The 17467-nt window shown below is 61.3% G+C and carries 14 protein-coding genes and 2 rRNA genes; 6 read left to right on the top strand and 10 right to left on the bottom strand.

Features of this window, described 5'->3' with window-relative positions; translation table 11 throughout:
- The first annotated feature begins 173 nt into the window (after positions 1-173).
- The 5 genes from K420_RS0116575 (at position 174) to K420_RS0116555 (ending at position 7506) form a co-directional block, all read left to right on the top strand.
- Positions 174-3052, top strand: a 23S ribosomal RNA gene (locus tag K420_RS0116575).
- Between the two features lie 102 nt (positions 3053-3154).
- Positions 3155-3267: ribosomal RNA gene (gene rrf, locus K420_RS0116570) — 5S ribosomal RNA — on the top strand.
- Positions 3268-3428: 161 nt separating this feature from the next.
- Positions 3429-5351: a molecular chaperone HtpG gene (gene htpG, locus K420_RS0116565; protein WP_027459032.1), complete on the top strand. Its 1923-nt coding sequence runs from the start codon at positions 3429-3431 to the stop codon at positions 5349-5351.
- 75 nt (positions 5352-5426) lie between these two features.
- Entirely contained in the window at positions 5427-5639 is a 213-nt protein-coding gene (locus tag K420_RS0116560; protein ID WP_027459031.1) for a DUF3820 family protein, read from the top strand.
- An 82-nt stretch (positions 5640-5721) separates the two neighbouring features.
- The gene (locus K420_RS0116555; RefSeq protein WP_027459030.1) at positions 5722-7506 is read left to right on the top strand and encodes a GspE/PulE family protein; all 1785 of its coding nucleotides are present in this window, start codon (positions 5722-5724) and stop codon (positions 7504-7506) included.
- 18 nt (positions 7507-7524) lie between these two features.
- Here the strand turns inward: K420_RS0116555 and K420_RS0116550 are convergent, their stop codons facing one another.
- The 3 genes from K420_RS0116550 to nth are packed head-to-tail and all read right to left on the bottom strand — an operon-like array spanning position 7525 to position 9588.
- Positions 7525-7956, bottom strand: coding sequence for a DUF1841 family protein (locus K420_RS0116550; RefSeq protein WP_027459029.1), 432 nt, complete (start codon positions 7954-7956; stop codon positions 7525-7527).
- Positions 7949-8959, bottom strand: coding sequence for an FIST C-terminal domain-containing protein (locus tag K420_RS0116545; protein WP_027459028.1), 1011 nt, complete (start codon positions 8957-8959; stop codon positions 7949-7951). The genes K420_RS0116550 and K420_RS0116545 overlap by 8 nt, the downstream gene beginning before the upstream one ends.
- On the bottom strand, positions 8956-9588 hold the full coding sequence (gene nth, locus K420_RS0116540; RefSeq protein ID WP_027459027.1) for an endonuclease III: 633 nt from the start codon (positions 9586-9588) through the stop codon (positions 8956-8958). The genes K420_RS0116545 and nth overlap by 4 nt, the downstream gene beginning before the upstream one ends.
- Before the next feature lie 91 nt (positions 9589-9679).
- Between nth and K420_RS0116535 the strand changes: the two genes are divergently transcribed.
- A complete protein-coding gene (locus K420_RS0116535) occupies positions 9680-11089 on the top strand; it encodes a sensor domain-containing diguanylate cyclase (RefSeq protein WP_051453212.1) in 1410 nt (469 codons plus the stop codon).
- On the opposite strand, the gene K420_RS0116530 is transcribed toward K420_RS0116535, so the two are convergent.
- The 7 genes from K420_RS0116530 to rsxA are packed head-to-tail and all read right to left on the bottom strand — an operon-like array spanning position 11078 to position 17415.
- On the bottom strand, positions 11078-12142 hold the full coding sequence (locus tag K420_RS0116530; protein WP_027459025.1) for an RNA methyltransferase: 1065 nt from the start codon (positions 12140-12142) through the stop codon (positions 11078-11080). The genes K420_RS0116535 and K420_RS0116530 overlap by 12 nt on opposite strands.
- Before the next feature lie 31 nt (positions 12143-12173).
- The gene (locus K420_RS0116525; protein WP_198293876.1) at positions 12174-12863 is read right to left on the bottom strand and encodes an electron transport complex subunit E; all 690 of its coding nucleotides are present in this window, start codon (positions 12861-12863) and stop codon (positions 12174-12176) included.
- Positions 12860-13522, bottom strand: coding sequence for an electron transport complex subunit RsxG (gene rsxG, locus K420_RS0116520; RefSeq protein ID WP_027459023.1), 663 nt, complete (start codon positions 13520-13522; stop codon positions 12860-12862). The genes K420_RS0116525 and rsxG overlap by 4 nt, the downstream gene beginning before the upstream one ends.
- Positions 13519-14550: an RnfABCDGE type electron transport complex subunit D gene (locus tag K420_RS0116515; protein WP_035854955.1), complete on the bottom strand. Its 1032-nt coding sequence runs from the start codon at positions 14548-14550 to the stop codon at positions 13519-13521. Before K420_RS0116515 ends, rsxG begins: the two co-directional genes overlap by 4 nt.
- Positions 14550-16268, bottom strand: coding sequence for an electron transport complex subunit RsxC (rsxC, locus tag K420_RS0116510; protein ID WP_027459021.1), 1719 nt, complete (start codon positions 16266-16268; stop codon positions 14550-14552). The genes K420_RS0116515 and rsxC overlap by 1 nt, the downstream gene beginning before the upstream one ends.
- A complete protein-coding gene (gene rsxB, locus K420_RS0116505; RefSeq protein ID WP_408605875.1) occupies positions 16268-16831 on the bottom strand; it encodes an electron transport complex subunit RsxB in 564 nt (187 codons plus the stop codon). The genes rsxC and rsxB overlap by 1 nt, the downstream gene beginning before the upstream one ends.
- Positions 16831-17415: an electron transport complex subunit RsxA gene (rsxA, locus tag K420_RS0116500; protein WP_027459019.1), complete on the bottom strand. Its 585-nt coding sequence runs from the start codon at positions 17413-17415 to the stop codon at positions 16831-16833. Before rsxA ends, rsxB begins: the two co-directional genes overlap by 1 nt.
- Positions 17416-17467: the final 52 nt, after the last annotated feature.

Genomic DNA, 17467 nt, shown 5'->3' with positions numbered 1-17467 from the left:
AGAAATCAATTGCTACGCTCTTTAACAAAACGGAAGAAGGTTGTGTAACGCTGTGATGAGCAGTGATTACACGTTGTGATTGCATCTGATGGTTCATTACAGCTAGTGAATCATCAGCACAAAGTTTATGAGTTGCCTGTAGCCGGGTCTCTGCCGAGACCCCAAGGTTATAGGATCAAGCGACTAAGTGCATGTGGTGGATGCCTTGGCGATCACAGGCGATGAAGGACGTGCAAGCCTGCGAAAAGCGCGGGGGAGCTGGCAATGAAGCTTTGATCCCGCGATGTCCGAATGGGGAAACCCACCCGCAAGGGTATCCTGTCCTGAATACATAGGGCCAGGAGGCGAACCCGGTGAACTGAAACATCTAAGTAGCCGGAGGAAAAGAAATCAACCGAGATTCCCCAAGTAGTGGCGAGCGAACGGGGAAGAGCCTGCTAGTGATAGCGGAACTGTTAGAAGAACGGAATGGAAAGTCCGGCCGTAGTGGGTGATAGCCCCGTATTCGAAAACAGATCCGTGGTACTAAGTTAGCGAAAAGTAGGGCGGGGCACGTGAAACCTTGTCTGAACATGGGGGGACCATCCTCCAAGGCTAAATACTCGTGATCGACCGATAGTGAACCAGTACCGTGAGGGAAAGGCGAAAAGAACCCCGGGAGGGGAGTGAAATAGAACCTGAAACCGCATGCATACAAACAGTGGGAGCCTCCTTGTGGGGTGACTGCGTACCTTTTGTATAATGGGTCAGCGACTTACGTTATGTTGCGAGCTTAACCGAATAGGGGAGGCGTAGCGAAAGCGAGTCTGATAAGGGCGTTTAGTAGCATGGCGTAGACCCGAAACCGGATGATCTATCCATGGCCAGGATGAAGGTGCCGTAACAGGTACTGGAGGTCCGAACCCACTAACGTTGAAAAGTTAGGGGATGAGCTGTGGATAGGGGTGAAAGGCTAAACAAATCCGGAAATAGCTGGTTCTCCCCGAAAACTATTTAGGTAGTGCGTCACATATCACTTCCGGGGGTAAAGCACTGTTATGGCTAGGGGGTCATCGCGACTTACCAAACCATGGCAAACTCTGAATACCGGAAAGTGCGAGTGTGGCAGACAGACAGTGGGTGCTAACGTCCATTGTCAAGAGGGAAACAACCCAGACCGCCAGCTAAGGTCCCCAAGACACAGTTAAGTGGGAAACGAGGTGGGAAGGCATAGACAGCTAGGAGGTTGGCTTAGAAGCAGCCACCCTTTAAAGAAAGCGTAATAGCTCACTAGTCGAGTCGTCCTGCGCGGAAGATGTAACGGGGCTCAAACTGTGCACCGAAGCTGCGGATATCGAAAGATATGGTAGGGGAGCGTTCTGTAGGTCTGTGAAGGTGTCTTGTAAAGGATGCTGGAGATATCAGAAGTGCGAATGCTGACATGAGTAGCGATAAAGGGAGTGAAAAGCTCCCTCGCCGAAAGCCCAAGGTTTCCTACGCAACGTTCATCGGCGTAGGGTGAGTCGGCCCCTAAGGCGAGGCAGAAATGCGTAGTCGATGGGAAACAGGTCAATATTCCTGTACCGATTCTAGATGCGATGTGGGGACGGAGAAGGTTAGGTCAGCCATCTGTTGGAATAGGTGGTTTAAGCGTGTAGGAGTGTCCCTTAGGCAAATCCGGGGGAATTATCTGAGGCGTGATGACGAGGCACTACGGTGCCGAAGTGATTGATACCAAGCTTCCAGGAAAAGCCACTAAGCTTCAGTCTAGAGTCGACCGTACCGCAAACCGACACAGGTGGGCAGGATGAAAATTCTAAGGCGCTTGAGAGAACTCAGGAGAAGGAACTCGGCAAATTGACACCGTAACTTCGGGAGAAGGTGTGCCCCGGTAGGTTGTAGAGCCTCGCGCTCGAAGGCCGATGGGGTTGCAGTGAAATGGTGGCTGCGACTGTTTAATAAAAACACAGCACTCTGCAAACACGAAAGTGGACGTATAGGGTGTGACGCCTGCCCGGTGCTGGAAGATTAAATGATGGGGTGCAAGCTCTTGATTGAAGTCCCAGTAAACGGCGGCCGTAACTATAACGGTCCTAAGGTAGCGAAATTCCTTGTCGGGTAAGTTCCGACCTGCACGAATGGCGTAACGATGGCCACACTGTCTCCTCCTGAGACTCAGCGAAGTTGAAATGTTTGTGAAGATGCAATCTCCCCGCGGCAAGACGGAAAGACCCCATGAACCTTTACTGCAGCTTTGCATTGGACTTTGAACCGGTTTGTGTAGGATAGGTGGGAGACTGTGAAACCGGGACGCTAGTCTCGGTGGAGTCGTCCTTGAAATACCACCCTGATTTGTTTGAGGTTCTAACCTAGGCCAGTGAATCCTGGCCGGGGACCGTGCATGGTAGGCAGTTTGACTGGGGCGGTCTCCTCCCAAAAGGTAACGGAGGAGTACGAAGGTACGCTTAGGGCGGTCGGACATCGCCCATAAAGTGCAATGGCAAAAGCGTGCTTGACTGCGAGACCCACAAGTCGAGCAGGTGCGAAAGCAGGTCATAGTGATCCGGTGGTTCTGTATGGAAGGGCCATCGCTCAACGGATAAAAGGTACTCTGGGGATAACAGGCTGATACCGCCCAAGAGTTCATATCGACGGCGGTGTTTGGCACCTCGATGTCGGCTCATCTCATCCTGGGGCTGTAGCCGGTCCCAAGGGTATGGCTGTTCGCCATTTAAAGAGGTACGTGAGCTGGGTTTAAAACGTCGTGAGACAGTTTGGTCCCTATCTGCCGTGGGCGCTGGATATTTGAAGGGGGCTGCTCCTAGTACGAGAGGACCGGAGTGGACGAACCTCTGGTGTACCGGTTATGACGCCAGTCGTATCGCCGGGTAGCTATGTTCGGAAGAGATAAACGCTGAAAGCATCTAAGCGTGAAACTCGCCTTAAGATGAGATATCCCGGAGTCTTGAACTCCTTGAAGGGTCGTCGAAGACCACGACGTTGATAGGTCGGGTGTGGAAGCGCAGTAATGCGTTAAGCTAACCGATACTAATTGCCCGTACGGCTTGATCCTATAACCTTGGATCAGCACTACAACAACTCATACATACAATCACAACACCTTCTTCTAGTTTTGCGTTTGACGCGTACCGCGCGGCAAACGTTACAAGTTACGTCTGGCGTCAATAGCCTGCTGGTACCACCCCTTCCCATCCCGAACAGGACCGTGAAACAGCAACGCGCCAATGATAGTGAGCTTCCGCTCGCGAAAGTAGGTCAACGCCAGACTCCCCATTCAAACACCCCCTCCGGATTCCCGGCAGGGGGTGTTGTCGTTTAAAAAAGAAAATATCAGCGCAAAAAACTTGTGACAGGGGGACTTGAAATTGAGGACTGCGATGCCATCTTGAACCTCACTTTTGTCGTTATCTCGATAGGGAGTTTCAAGCATGTCCGAGTCCGCCACGCTTAATCGCGAGACCCTAGGCTTCCAGACGGAAGTCAAGCAACTGCTGCATTTGATGATTCACTCCTTGTACAGCAACAAGGAGATTTTCCTGCGGGAACTGGTATCGAACGCGTCCGACGCGTGTGACAAGCTGCGCTTCGAGGCGCTGAACAATGCCACGCTGTATGGCGATGATTCCGAGCTGAAGATCCGCATCGCTTTCGACAAGGCGGCCCGCACGATCACGATTTCCGACAACGGTATCGGCTTGTCGCGCGACGAGGCGATTGCCCATCTCGGTACCATTGCCAAGTCTGGAACCAAGGAGTTCTTCTCATCGCTGACCGGTGATCAGGCCAAGGATGCCCACCTGATCGGCCAGTTCGGCGTTGGTTTCTATTCCTCGTTCATCGTTGCCGACAAGGTGACGGTCATCTCCCGTCGTGCCGGCGTCGAGGCGGATCAGGCCATCCAGTGGGAATCGGCTGGCGAGGGTGACTACACGGTCGAGATGGTCGAGAAGGCCGGCCGGGGTACCGACGTCATCCTGCACCTGCGTGATGGCGAGGACGATTTCCTCAACAGCTGGAAACTGAAGTCGATCATCCGCAAGTACTCCGACCACATCACGCTGCCCATCGTGATGAAGAAAGAGGAATGGGACAAGGACAAGGGCGAGCAGGTTGTCACCGACGAGGACGAGACGGTCAATCAGGCCAATGCGCTGTGGGCGCGCAGCAAGTCGGACATCACCGACGAGCAATACAAGGAGTTCTACAAGCACGTCGGCCACGATTTCGAAGATCCGCTGTGCTGGACGCACGCTAAGGTCGAGGGCAAGCAGGAGTACACGCAGCTGCTGTACATTCCGTCGCGTGCGCCGTTCGATCTGTGGGACCGCAACGCCCGCCACGGCGTCAAGCTCTATGTTCGTCGCGTGTTCATCATGGACGACGCTGAGAAGCTGATGCCGCTCTACCTGCGCTTCGTGCGCGGGGTGGTCGATTCGAATAACCTGCCGCTCAACGTGTCGCGCGAGATCCTGCAGGAATCGAAGGACATCGACAACATCCGCTCTGGCTGCACGCGCAAGGTGCTGTCCATGCTGGAAAGCCTTGCCAACAGCGAGGATGCGGCCGATAAGGAAAAATATGCCCAATTCTGGCAGGCTTTCGGCGCGGTGCTGAAGGAAGGCGTCGGCGAGGACTTTGCCAACAAGGACAAAATCGCCGGCCTGATCCGCTTTGCCTCGACGCACGGTGATGGCGACAAGCAGGTCGTTTCGCTGGCCGACTACATTGGCCGCATGAAGGAAGGTCAGGAGAAGATCTACTACGTCACCGCCGACAGCTTCAACGCCGCCAAGAACAGCCCGCACCTGGAAATCTTCAAGAAGAAGGGCATCGAGGTGTTGCTGCTGTCCGACCGCGTGGACGAGTGGGTGGTCGGCCACCTGACCGAGTTCGAGGGCAAACAGTTGCAGTCCGTGGCCAAGGGCGGTCTCGACCTCGGTAAACTGGAAGACGAGGAAGAGAAGAAGGAAGCCGAGAAGGCGGCCGACGAGTACAAGGATCTGCTGGAGAAGGTGAAGACCTCGCTCGGCGACAAGGTCAAGGATGTACGTGTCACCTACCGCCTGACCGATTCTCCGTCCTGCCTGGTCTCCGACGAGCATGACCCGTCCGGCAACCTGGCCCGCCTGCTCAAGGCGGCCGGCCAGAACGTGCCGAATACCAAGCCGATCCTCGAGATCAACCCGCAGCACCCGGCGGTGATGCGCCTGAAGTACGAGGAAGCCCGCTTCGACGACTGGGCCGCCCTGCTGTTCGAACAGGCGACCCTGGCCGAAGGCGGCCAGCTTGATGATCCGGCCGGTTTTGTCCGCCGTATCAACGATCTGATGATGGCACTGTCCAGCAAGTAAGGGTCTTCAGGCTACCGATCAGCCCAGCCGCCGGGTTAAGGATTCGCCGGCTGGGCTGTCTATTTGAGCTGCCATATGAACCCTGACGATCTGCTCCTGCTGGTCACCCGCACCATGCCTTACGGCAAGTACAAGGGCCGATTGATTGCCGACCTGCCCGGGCATTACCTGAACTGGTTTGCCCGCGAGGGTTTTCCATCGGGTGAGATCGGGCGCTTGCTGGCGCTGATGCAGGAAATCGACCATAACGGTTTGTCCGATTTGCTCAAGCCGCTGCGCCGGGGCTGAATCGCTCGATGGCCTGTCAATGCCGGTATAGCTCCAGGCAAAGACGGGGATGCGGCTGTATCCGCGTGCTATATTGCCGCGCATGAATGACCGGAATATAGGCGAGCATCGCCTGACACTCGCAGAGGTTCTCGACTGGCTGGTCGAGGATGGTCTTGTCGGCCGCGAGGGGGCCGACGCTCTCAAGCAGGAACGTCGGTTGCATGGCGGCAAGGTCCATCCGCTGATTGTCATCGCCGACCAGAAATGGCGCAGTGCGAAGGCGCCGTCTGCCCTGCTGACGCTGGAAACGCTCACCGAGTGGCTGGCCGGGCGTACCGGGCTGGATTACCTGCACATCGATCCGCTCAAGATCGATTTCACCGGGGTGGCCGAGGTGATGTCGAGTGCTTATGCAGCGCGCTTCGGCATCCTGCCCGTGCAGGTGACGACGCGTGAGGTGGTGATTGCCACGGCCGAGCCCTTCGTGCGTGAGTGGGTGGCTGAACTGCAGCATATCCTGCGCAAGGAAATCCGCCGGGTGATGGCCAACCCGGACGATATCGGGCGTTATCTGGTCGAGTTCTTCAACTTGGCCAAGTCGGTCAAGAAGGCGGCGGCGCGGGGCGAGGTGACGAGCGGGCTGTCCAGCTTCGAACAGCTGGTCGAACTGGGCAAGGGCAACCGGACTTTCGACGCCAACGACCAGCATATTGTCCATATCGTTGACTGGCTGTGGCAATACGCCTTCGACCAGCGGGCCTCGGACATCCACATCGAGCCGCGGCGCGATCTGGGCATCGTGCGCTTCCGCATCGATGGCGTGCTGCATCAGGTTTACCAGATTCCGATGGCGGTGATGAATGCCATGACCAGCCGCATCAAGCTGCTTGGGCGGATGGATGTGATCGAGAAGCGCCGGCCGCAGGATGGTCGGGTCAAGACCCGGACGCCGGCCGGCCAGGAGGTCGAGTTGCGCTTGTCCACCCTGCCGACGGCCTTCGGTGAAAAGCTGGTGATGCGCATCTTCGACCCGGAAGTGCTGGTGCGTGATTTCCGCTCGCTCGGTTTTTCGGACGACGACCAGGCCCGCTGGCGGCAGATGACTTCGTCGCCCAACGGTATCGTGCTGGTCACCGGTCCGACCGGTTCGGGCAAGACGACGACGCTGTACACCACGCTGAAACAGCTGGCGACACCGGAAGTGAATGTGTGCACCATCGAGGATCCGATCGAGATGGTCGAATCCGCCTTCAACCAGATGCAGGTCCAGCACAGCATCGACCTCGGATTTGCCGATGGCGTGCGTGCCCTGATGCGGCAGGATCCGGATATCGTGATGATCGGCGAAATCCGCGACCTGGAAACGGCCGAAATGGCTATTCAGGCGGCCTTGACGGGCCATCTGGTGTTGTCGACCCTGCACACCAACGATGCGCCCTCGGCCATTACCCGCCTGCTTGACCTGGGTGTGCCGGCCTATCTGATCAATTCGACGCTGCTCGGTATCATGGCGCAGCGCCTGGTCCGCACCTTGTGTCCGCATTGCAAGAAAGCGTCACCGATCACCGAAGACCAGCGGGCGGCCTGGCGTTCATTGGTCGCGCCGTGGAAATCGGCCGAACCGGCGCAGCTCTGGCAGCCGGTCGGTTGCCTGGAATGCCGGATGACCGGTTATTCTGGCCGGGTCGGCATCTATGAGGTGCTGCTCAATTCGCCGGAAATCCGCAAGCAGATCAAACCGCTGACTGATATCCCCAAGCTCCGCGAGCAATCCTTCCGCGAGGGGATGCGGCCGTTGCGCATTTCCGGTGCCCTGAAAGTGGCGCAGGGAATCACCTCCCTGGAAGAAGTGATCAAGGTGGCGCCGCCGTCCGACGACACCTGAGCCGCCTGGCGGGGTCGATCAGAGGAGCGTGGCCTTACGGCGCACCGCGTCGACGTAGGCCGCCGCATCCATCGCCTGGCCGTTGCGCTGGGCTTGCCAGATGGTTTCACCCAGGCATTCGAGCAGGACGTGCTCGGCGTCGTGCGGATCCATGCGTGCCCGCAACTGCTCGAAGGCGAGGCGGATGCCGGGAGGCTGGTCGATGCTTACCTGCTCATGGATGGCCAGGTGCAGCGACAAGTGCAGGAAAGGGTTCATCTCGCCGCCCTCGGGCACCCAGTCCCGGTTGGCGGCCGCATCGGCGTCGGCCAGCAGCGGGTGGTATTCGGGGTGGCGGGCGGCGATGTCGGCGGCCGTCACTTCGGCCCCGGCCAGCGGCAGGCGCTCGACGTACTTTTTCCAGGCATCGCAGAAGAAGCGGCGGACTTGTTCGCGGGAGGGATTAAACATGGGAGCTTTCGTAGAGCAGGGTCAGGGCGGTATGGTGGAACAGGCTGTTCCGGCCGGCCAAAGGGACGATCTGACTGGTGCCGTAGGCACCCAGTAGCGGGGTGTCGGGAAAGGTTTCCCGGAAGACCAGCAGGTCGCGGTCGTCGTCGCCATAGAACAGAGGACCGCGGCCGATGCAGGAGAACATCAAGGCAAATGCCGGGGTAGCATGCCGCCGGGCCGCGTCGGTCAGCGCCTCATGCATTTGCCCTTCGGCGGCGAGCGGCTGGCGCAGGGCCCAGGTCAGCATGGTGGCGTGTTCGATGCTCTCGGCGAGGGTCAGCGATCCGTCGGCATTGGCCGACAGGATGGTGATTGCCGGCGCATTGGGCGAGCGCAACAGGGCAATCTGATGCCAAGGCGGGTTCTGCCGCAGGTCGGGTGGCAGGAGCCGCAACAGGCTGTCGGTGGCCCGCTGGCCGCCGAGGCGAAGCAGGTCGTAGCCCCGACACTGGTCGATAATCTGGGCTTCGCCGAGAGCGCGCAGGCCGGAGGAAAGTGCCTGCCAGACGTGCTGCGTCGGTAGGCAGCAATCAGCACAGCCGCCTTCGGCGACCCGGCCATTGGCCCAGACGGCACCGTCGGAATCGAGGATGCCGGCTCGTGGCCGATCATCTTGCCAGCCAAAGGGCAAGCGGTTGTGGGTCGAAAAGGAAAGACTAGGCCCCGATGCGTTGTCGGCCGGGGCGGCGATGACCAGTGCGGCGGCGGCAGGCTGATCGAGCTGCCAGCCCGTTTCGGTGAACAGTCCGTGTGCTGTGCTGCCGGAAACCGACAGGCAACCCGCCGCCCGGGCTGCAGCAACGACCGCCGGTTGCGGCTGACGGGCGAAGTCGCGGGTCAGGAAGAGGATCACGTTGCCGGCTCGCTGCAGGCCGGCGCGGGCAAGCGCCAGGCGGACTGCTTCCCCGGCCAGTTCGGGTAGCGGCTGCTGGCCGCTGACCAGTCCGCTAGCGGCTTTCATACCGTCTTGCCCCGATAGGCGCACAGGTCGGCAACGATGCAGCGCGCGCATTCCGGCTTGCGCGCCTTGCAGACGTAGCGGCCATGCAGGATCAGCCAGTGGTGAGCATCCTTCCGGAATTCTTCCGGCGTGACGCGCAGCAGCTTGCGCTCGACTTCGTCGACGGTCTTGCCGGGCGCCAGCCCGGTCCGGTTGCCCAGGCGGAAGATATGTGTGTCGACCGCGATCGTCGGCTCGCCGAAAGCGGTGTTGAGCACCACGTTGGCTGTCTTGCGGCCGACACCGGGGAGCGCTTCCAAGGCCGCGCGGTCAGCCGGTACTTCGCCGCCGTGCTGTTCCAGCAACCTGCGGCAGGTGGCAATGACATTCCTGGCCTTGGTTCGGTACAGGCCGATAGTCTTGATGTAGTCGGCCAGCCCTTCCTCGCCGAGGGCCAACATGCTGTCCGGGGTCGGAGCAACCGGAAAGAGGCGCGCTGTCGCCTTGTTGACGCCGACGTCGGTAGCCTGGGCCGACAGGATGACGGCGATCAGCAACTGAAAGGGCGTCGCGTAGTGCAGTTCGGTAGTCGGGGCTGGATTGGCCTCGCGGAGGCGGGCGTAAAACTGCGCGACTTGGGATTTTTTCACGGGAGGCGTCTGCGGAGGCGTTGTGATTCGGTGCGGCTTGCGCCATAGTTGTCTGAAACAAATTCTACCTGACAGAGAGAGTGCTTTCTTCATGCGCCCTGAGAGCGAAGGCGATGGCATTGCCTTGAGCCAGTTGGTCGAAGGTAACCCGGTGGCGACCATCGTGATTGATGCCCGGCATCGAGTGACCCATTGGAATCGGGCGTGTGCCGTCCTGACCGGCGTACCGGCCGCCGACATGATCGGCCGTTCCGAACAATGGCGGGCGTTTTACGATTCGGCGCGGCCCATCATGGCAGACCTCGTGGTCGATGGCGTACTCGAAGCCGGGATCGATCTCTACTACCACGGCAAGTTTTCACGATCGCTGTTGATCGATGATGCCTACGAGGCGGAGGATTTCTTCCCGGCCTTCGGCGACGGCGGTCGCTGGCTCTTTTTTACAGCGGCAGCGTTGCGCAACGCCCGGGGTGAGGTGATCGGAGCCATCGAAACGCTGCAGGATGTCACCGAGCGCCGCAAAGCGGAAGCCGCGCTGCGTGAAAAGGAGGCCTGCCTGGCCCAGATCGTTGAAGGATCATCGGTGCCGACCATGGTGATCGACGCACAGCACTGTGTATCGCACTGGAACAAGGCCTGCGAGGCGCTGACCGGCACCTCGGCGCTCGATGTGATCGGAACCGGCAATCACTGGAAGAGTTTTTACGCCAACAAACGGCCGATGATGGCCGACCTGATTGTCGATGCAGCAGGTGAGCGGGAAATTGACCGCCTCTACCATGGGCGCTATCGTCCGTCGCCACTGATTTCAGGCGCCTACGAGGCGGAGGATTTTTATCCGAATGTCGGTGAAGGCGGCCGCTGGCTGTTCTTTACTGCTGCTCCTCTGCGCAATGCGAACGGTGAGGTGATTGGCGCCATCGAGACGCTGCAGGACGTTACTGAGCGGCGCCGGGCCGAGGAAGCACTGCGCGAAAGCGAGGAGCGCTATCGCTCGTTGAGCCAGACCGATTCGCTGACCGCTCTGTACAACTCGCGCCATCTGCATGAATGCCTGCCGGCCGAGATCGAGCGGGCGAAGCGTTATCAGCGGCCACTCTCCCTGCTGGTCCTCGATTGCGACAATTTCAAGGCGGTTAACGACAATTACGGGCATCTTGGCGGAGACCGGGTGTTGCAGAACCTGGCACATGCCATCCGGCAATGTCTGCGCCGTTCCGATTTGGCTTTTCGCTATGGCGGCGAGGAATTCGTCGTCGCCCTGCCGGAAACCGATGCGCCCGCCGCGCTCGCCATTGCCGAGCGCTTGCGCGCACTGTTCGCTGCTGTCCGGACGCCGGCACCGGGTGGTGAGGCCATTCGCTGTACTGTCAGTATCGGCATCGCCGTCTGTCAGGCGGGGGACGAAGAGGGGGGGCTGATCCGGCGGGCTGACGAGGCTTGTTACCGGGCCAAGCAGGCAGGCAAGAACCGTGTAATCCTCGCCGATTCAGTGCGCTGAGCCGTCGTCCCCGGTCACCCTGGCGGGCTTGAGCGGGTGCAGCCGTACCGGCCGCTCAAGATTGCGCGCCCGCAACTGACCACAACCGCCATCGACATCCTGACCAGCCGAATTGCGCACGGTGGTACGGATGCCACGGCCATGGAGATACTGCGCCAGGGCCGTGATGCTGGCCGTGGAAGGCCGCCGGTAATCGAGCGCGGCCGTGACGTTGTACGGGATCAGGTTCATCAGCGCGTATTTGCCGGCGAGAAGGCGGACGATGCCATCCATCTCTGCCTGGCTGTCGTTGACGCCCTCGATCAGCGTCCATTGGTACTGGATCGGGTAGCCGGTGGCCCGGGCATAGGATTCCGCCAGTTCGACCAGTTCCTCGGGCGGAATGGCGGCCGCCCTGGGCAGCAATTCTGCTCGTCGCTCAGCGTTTGTGCTATGCAGCGAGATGGCCAGCGCCGGGCGCACCCGTTCCTGCGGCAGGCGGTCGAAGACGCGGTAATCGCCGACTGTCGAGAAAACCAGGTTCTTGTGCCCGATACCGCCGTAGGTACCCAGCGTATCGATGGCTTCGAGCACGTTGTCGATATTGTGCGATGGTTCGCCCATGCCCATGAACACCACACGGCTGACTGTCCGCTGGCGTCGGGCGAGCACCACCTGGGCCACCATCTCGCCGCTATCGACCTGGCGCAACAACCCGTCGCGGCCGGTCATGCAGAAGGTACAACCGACGGCACAGCCGACCTGGGTCGAGACGCACACGCCATCGCGCGGCAGCAGGACGCTCTCGACCAGCTGGCCGTCGGCCAGTTCGACCAGCAGGCGGGAGCCATCCTCGCCGGTGTGTTCGGAGCGCAGGCGGGCCAGGGCCGACAATTCGACGGCCAGGGCGGGTAGCGCCTGGCGCAGGGCAAGTGGCAGAAAGTCCTCGGCCGGCTGGTGGCGCGGGCCGCTGGTCAGCGGCAAGGCCTGTGTCCAGGCGCGCAACACGCGGTCGACGTGACAGTCCTTGGCGCCGGTGGCGTACAGGGCTTGGCGGATGGCGGCAATGCGCATGGAAAAAATCAGGCCCCGCAGGGCCTGGCAATCAGTGGCAACCGGCCGTGGCGACCGGCGCGGGCGGCTTCAGCCGGGCGCGTTCGGCCGCCCGGGCATCCATCCAGTTCTTCCAGGCAATCATGCAGCCGAGCAGGATGAAGGCGCCCGGTGGCAACAGCCCGAGCAGGAAGCCCGGGTAGCTTTCCGGCAGCAGCTGAATCGGTTGCAGGCCGGGGAAAACCATGTCGATGCCGCCGAGGAGCGTGCCGCTGCCGAGCAGCTCGCGCAAGCCGCCGAGCAGGGCCAGCGTCCACAGCATGCCGACCCCCATGAAGATACCGTCCAGCGTCGATTGCAGCGGCGGATTCTTCGCTGCGAAGGCTTCAACGCGGGCAAGCACGATGCAGTTGGTGACGATCAGCGGGATGAAGATACCGAGCACCAGATAGAGTTCGTGCAGGTTGGCGTTGAACAGCAGGTCGACGACGGTGACCAGCGCAGCAACGATCAGGATGAAGACCGGGATGCGGATCTCATGCGGGATGAAGTTGCGCAGCGAGGCGACCGCGACGTTGGCGAGCGCCATCACGATAATCGTGGCGAGCGACAGCATGATGCCGTTGACCGCGTTGGTGGTGACCGCGAGCAGCGGGCAGAGGCCGAGGATCTGGGCGATCGAGGTGTTCTGCTTCCAGATGCCGTTGCCGGCGATGGTGCGGAATTCTTCGCGGGTGATCATCGGGCGCCTCCTTCGGCGAACAGGCGGTCACGATTGGCGGCTGCCCATTGCGCCGCCTTCAGCGTGGCCTTGGTGACGGCGCGGGGAGTGATGGTGGCGCCGGCATAGTAGTCGATGCGGCCGCCATCCTTCTTCACCTTCCACTCCCGGTCGCTGACCTGGGCGAGGGACAGGCCGGTGAATTGGGTGATCCACGGCCGGGCCTTGTTCTTGTCCTTGCGGACTTCGACATAGTCGCCGAGGCCCGGGGTTTCCTTGTGCTGCGTGACGCGGACGCCAGCGACCTCACCCGTCGCGCGCACGGCGACGATCAGGCGGATCTTGCCGGCGTAGCCATCGGGGGCCACGGCTTCGAAGACGAGGGCAACCGGCTGTCCGGCCTTGCGGGCACGGTAGAGCGTGGTGGGGTCGGCCAGGCCGAGCTCGGCGGTCGGCGGTAGGCTGACCGTATCGGCCAGCAGGTTGTTGTCGTATTCGCTGCGCGGCAATACCTCATCGACCAGCTTCATTTTTTCCTCGGCGGCCGACGCTTCGATGGCTGGCTTGGTCCACAGGTAGGCACCGGAGAGCAGGCCGGTGAAGATGATGACGAAGACGAACAGGATGGCGGCCGTACGGACGGCCATGCCGGGTGCGGTGAATTCCTTGGCCGTACTCATGCCTTGCCTCCCTTGCCGGCGTCCTTCATGCCGAAGATGCGGGGCTGCGTCAGCAGGTCGATGACCGGGGCGCACAGGTTCATGAGCAGCACGGCGAAGGCGACGCCATCGGGATAGCCGCCGAAGACGCGGATGATGTAGGCAAGCAGCCCGGCTCCGGCACCAAAGATCAATTTGCCGCGCGGCGTCGTGCAGCCGGAGACCGGGTCGGTGGCAATGAAGAAGGCGCCGAGCATGGCGCCGCCGGACAGAAGGTGGAAGAGCGGGCTGGCGAAATGGGCCGGGTTGTAGAGCCAGAGGGCGCCGGAAACGGCGACCAGCGCACCGGTGAAGGCGACCGGTACATGCCAGGTGATCAGTTTGCGCTGCCACATCCACAGGCCGCCGAGCAGGTAGCCGACGGCGACCCATTCCCAGCCGCGGCCGGCAAAGTTGCCGTAGATATCCTGGTTGGCGAGCAGATGGGTAACGTCAAAGGCGCCTTCATCCAGCTTCAAGGCCGTCTTCAGGGCATCAAGCGGCGTGGCGCTGGACAGCGCATCGATGCGCGGTGCCAGGCCAAGAATGACATTGACCTGGTCGACCAGCGGCAGTTGCAGGCCAACGCTCGGCCACTGCGACATCAGGGCCGGGAAGGAGACGATGCAGACGCCGAAGGCGACCATCGCCGGGTTGAACGGATTCTGGCCGAGGCCGCCGTAGAGATGTTTGGCGACGATGATGGCAAAGATGGTGCCGGTGGCCACCAGCCACCATGGGGCGAGCGGCGGAAAGGTCAGGGCGATCAGCCAGGCGGTGACGATGGCCGAGCCGTCGGACAGGAACAGGGCCAGCGGTTTCTTCCGGAGGCGCAACATGGCCGCTTCGGCGAGCAGCGCAGCCAGCGAGGCGATGACCAACTGGACCAGGATGGCCGGACCGACCAGCCAGGCGTAGGCGGCGATGCCCGGCACCAGCGCGATGCAGACCTGCGTCATGACTTGGCTGACGCTGGTGTCCTTGAGGAGGAAGGGAGCAGGGGCGAACATTATTCGGATTTCTCGTTGGCCGGGGCTTCCGGCACGGCCAGCCGGGCGGCAGCGCGGCGTGCCTCGATCTCGGCAGCAGCCTGCTGCTGATCGGGCGTCAGGTTGTCAGTGTTTTTGGGTTGGGCGGCTTCACGCTGGGCCTTGGCGCGTTCCATGGCGGCCTGGATGGCAGCCTGGCGGGCTGCCTTCTCGGCATCAATCGCGGGGGCGTCGGCTGCTTGCGGCGAGGTGGCGGCAGTATCACCCGCTGCGGCGGCTGCCGCTGCCTCGGCGGCCTTCTTGGCGGCTTGTGCCGCTGCAGCCTTGGCCAGCTTTTCGGCTTTCTCCGCCTTTTCACGCTCTTCGCGCAGTTGTTTGAACTCGAAGCGTTCCTTGGCCTGGTCGGCGGCGTTCTTCTCTCGTTCGCGTGCCCAGATCTCGCTTTTGGCAAAGCGGAAATACTGGACCAGCGGGATGCGCGACGGGCAGACAAAGGAGCAGCAACCGCATTCGATGCAGTCGAAGATGTGGTACTCCTGCGTCTTGCCGAAGTTCTTGGCACGCGAGAACCAGTACATCTCGAAGGGTTGCAGTTCGTGCGGGCAGGCCTGGGCGCACGAGCCGCAACGGATGCAGGGCATTTCTGGCGCCTTGGGCGGGAACAGGCGGTCGGAGTGGGCGATCAAGCAGTTCGTCGCCTTGACCACCGGCACGTCCGGTTGCGGCACCAGGAAGCCCATCATCGGGCCGCCCATGATGATGCCGTCGGTGTCGGGGTGTGGCGTCGCCAGCTTGAGCAACTCGTCCATCGGCGTGCCGATCAGGACTTCGTAATTGCGCGGCTCATGGACATTGCCGGTCACCGTGACCAGGCGCGAAACGACCGGCTCGCCATGCGTAATGGCGCGCCAGGCGGTGTAGGCGGTGGCGACGTTGAAGCACTGCACGCCGAGATCGGTCGAGCGCTTGGCGGCCGGAACTTCCTTGCCGGTCAACACGCGGATCAGTTGTTTGGCGCCGCCGGCCGGGTACAGCGTCGGCACCGGGATGACTTCGAAGTTCTCACCGACGGCCTGCACGGCGGCGCGCATCGCGGCGGCGGCTTCCGGCTTGTTGTCCTCGATGCCGATCAGCACGCGCTTGGGCTGCAGCAGGTCGCGGAAGATGCCGATGCCGCGCACGACTTCCTCGGCGCGTTCGCGCATCAGCAGGTCGTCGCAGGTGATGAAGGGCTCGCATTCGGCACCGTTGATCACCATTTCTTCCATCGGCACCGTCTTCGAGGCGGTCAGCTTGCCGTGGGTCGGGAAGACGGCGCCGCCCAGGCCTACGACACCGGCCTGTTGCAGGCGTTCGCGTACCTGTTCCGGCGTCAGGGCCTTGTAATTCACGGGTTCCCGAGGAATCCACTCGTCCTTGCCGTCCGGTTCGATGACCACGCACAGCGCGTCGAGGCCCGATGGATGGGGCTGGACGTGCATGGCAACCTCGACGACGGTACCCGAGGTCGGGGCGTGCACTGCTGCGGAAATCCAGCCGTCGGCCTCGCCGATCAACTGGCCTTTCAGTACCTTGTCGCCGGCCTGGACGACCGGGCGGGGCGTGCCGCCGATGCTCTGGTGCAGCGGCACGACGAGACGCGACGGAATCGGCGCCTGGGCGATCGGCTTGCCGAGCGACTGGGTCTTGTTGGTTGGCGGTTTGACGCCACCCTTGAACTTGAAGAGGTTCATCAGCATCAGGCGGCCTCTCTCATCGGCGCGGCCTTGAGTTCGACGACCGGGTATTTCCACTTCCAGTTGTCGATGTTCTCAGCAATCGGTTCCATGTGGATGCATTCGACCGGGCAAGGCGGCAGGCAGAGTTCGCAGCCGGTGCATTGCGGGCCGATGATGACGTGCAGTTGCTTGGCGGCGCCGATGATGGCATCGACCGGGCAGGCTTGGATGCACAGCGTGCAGCCGATACAGGTGTTTTCGTCGATGATGGCGACCTGCTTCGGCTTCTCTTCCGCATCGAGCGGCTTGACCTCGCGGCCGAGCAGGTCGGCCAGACGCTGCACGCCTTCCATGCCGCCCGGCGGGCACAGGTTGATCTCCGCCTCACCCTTGGCGATGGCCTCGGCATAGGGCTTGCAGCCCGGGTAGCCGCACTGGCCGCATTGTGTCTGCGGTAGGATGGCTTCGATCTTGTCGACCAGCGGGTCGCCCTCGACCTTGAACTTGATCGAGGCATAACCGAGCGCGGCGCCGAGCACGACGGCGCCGAGAGCCATGATGGCGATGGCGAGCAGGATATCCATTACTGGTACTTGTCGAGGCCGGCGAAGCCCATGAAGGCCAGCGCCATCAGGCCGGCGGTGACCATGGCGATGGCGGCGCCCCGAAAATGGACGGGAACGTCGGCGCCTTCGATGCGTTCGCGGATGCCGGCGAAGAGGATGAGCACCAGCGAGAAACCGACGGCGCTACCGGCGCCGAAGAGCAGGGATTCGACGAAATTGTGGCCGTTGGCGATGTTGAGCAGCGGCACGCCCAGCACGGCGCAATTGGTGGTGATCAGCGGTAGGTAGATGCCGAGCGTCTGCTGCAATGTCGGCGAGGTCTTGGCGATGACCATTTCGGTCAGCTGGACGATGGCTGCGATGGTGACGATGAAGGACAGCGTGCGCAGGTATTCGAGGCCGAACGGAATGAGCAGGTAGTGATCGATGATGTAGCTGGCGCCGGTGGCCATGGTCAGCACGAAAGTCGTGGCGGCGCCCATGCCGTAGGCGGTTTCCAGCTTTTTGGAAACGCCCATGAAGGGGCAAAGACCGAGAATCTTCACCAGCACGACGTTGTTGACCAACACCGCGCCGACGAGGATGAAGAGATAGTGGCTCATATGTAAGGCTGGCGTAAGCCGCGTATTATCGGGCTTCGCTCGAAAGAGAACA

The organism is Dechloromonas agitata is5 (genome assembly GCF_000519045.1).
Lineage (GTDB): Bacteria > Pseudomonadota > Gammaproteobacteria > Burkholderiales > Rhodocyclaceae > Azonexus > Azonexus agitatus.
This window is presented reverse-complemented; position numbering and strand designations above follow the sequence as displayed.

What these genes read in the sequence shown, in the direction of transcription:
- K420_RS0116530 (WP_027459025.1), bottom strand. Translation starts at nt 12,142, where the DNA reads ATGCGCATTGCCGCCATCCGCCAAGCCCTGTACGCCACCGGCGCCAAG.
- rsxC (WP_027459021.1), bottom strand. Translation starts at nt 16,268, where the DNA reads ATGCTGATGAACCTCTTCAAGTTCAAGGGTGGCGTCAAACCGCCAACC.
- K420_RS0116515 (WP_035854955.1), bottom strand. Translation starts at nt 14,550, where the DNA reads ATGTTCGCCCCTGCTCCCTTCCTCCTCAAGGACACCAGCGTCAGCCAA.
- K420_RS0116560 (WP_027459031.1), top strand. Translation starts at nt 5,427, where the DNA reads ATGAACCCTGACGATCTGCTCCTGCTGGTCACCCGCACCATGCCTTAC.
- K420_RS0116555 (WP_027459030.1), top strand. Translation starts at nt 5,722, where the DNA reads ATGAATGACCGGAATATAGGCGAGCATCGCCTGACACTCGCAGAGGTT.
- K420_RS0116545 (WP_027459028.1), bottom strand. Translation starts at nt 8,959, where the DNA reads ATGAAAGCCGCTAGCGGACTGGTCAGCGGCCAGCAGCCGCTACCCGAA.
- K420_RS0116550 (WP_027459029.1), bottom strand. Translation starts at nt 7,956, where the DNA reads ATGTTTAATCCCTCCCGCGAACAAGTCCGCCGCTTCTTCTGCGATGCC.
- K420_RS0116525 (WP_198293876.1), bottom strand. Translation starts at nt 12,863, where the DNA reads ATGATCACCCGCGAAGAATTCCGCACCATCGCCGGCAACGGCATCTGG.
- K420_RS0116535 (WP_051453212.1), top strand. Translation starts at nt 9,680, where the DNA reads ATGCGCCCTGAGAGCGAAGGCGATGGCATTGCCTTGAGCCAGTTGGTC.
- rsxA (WP_027459019.1), bottom strand. Translation starts at nt 17,415, where the DNA reads ATGAGCCACTATCTCTTCATCCTCGTCGGCGCGGTGTTGGTCAACAAC.
- htpG (WP_027459032.1), top strand. Translation starts at nt 3,429, where the DNA reads ATGTCCGAGTCCGCCACGCTTAATCGCGAGACCCTAGGCTTCCAGACG.
- rsxG (WP_027459023.1), bottom strand. Translation starts at nt 13,522, where the DNA reads ATGAGTACGGCCAAGGAATTCACCGCACCCGGCATGGCCGTCCGTACG.
- rsxB (WP_408605875.1), bottom strand. Translation starts at nt 16,831, where the DNA reads ATGGATATCCTGCTCGCCATCGCCATCATGGCTCTCGGCGCCGTCGTG.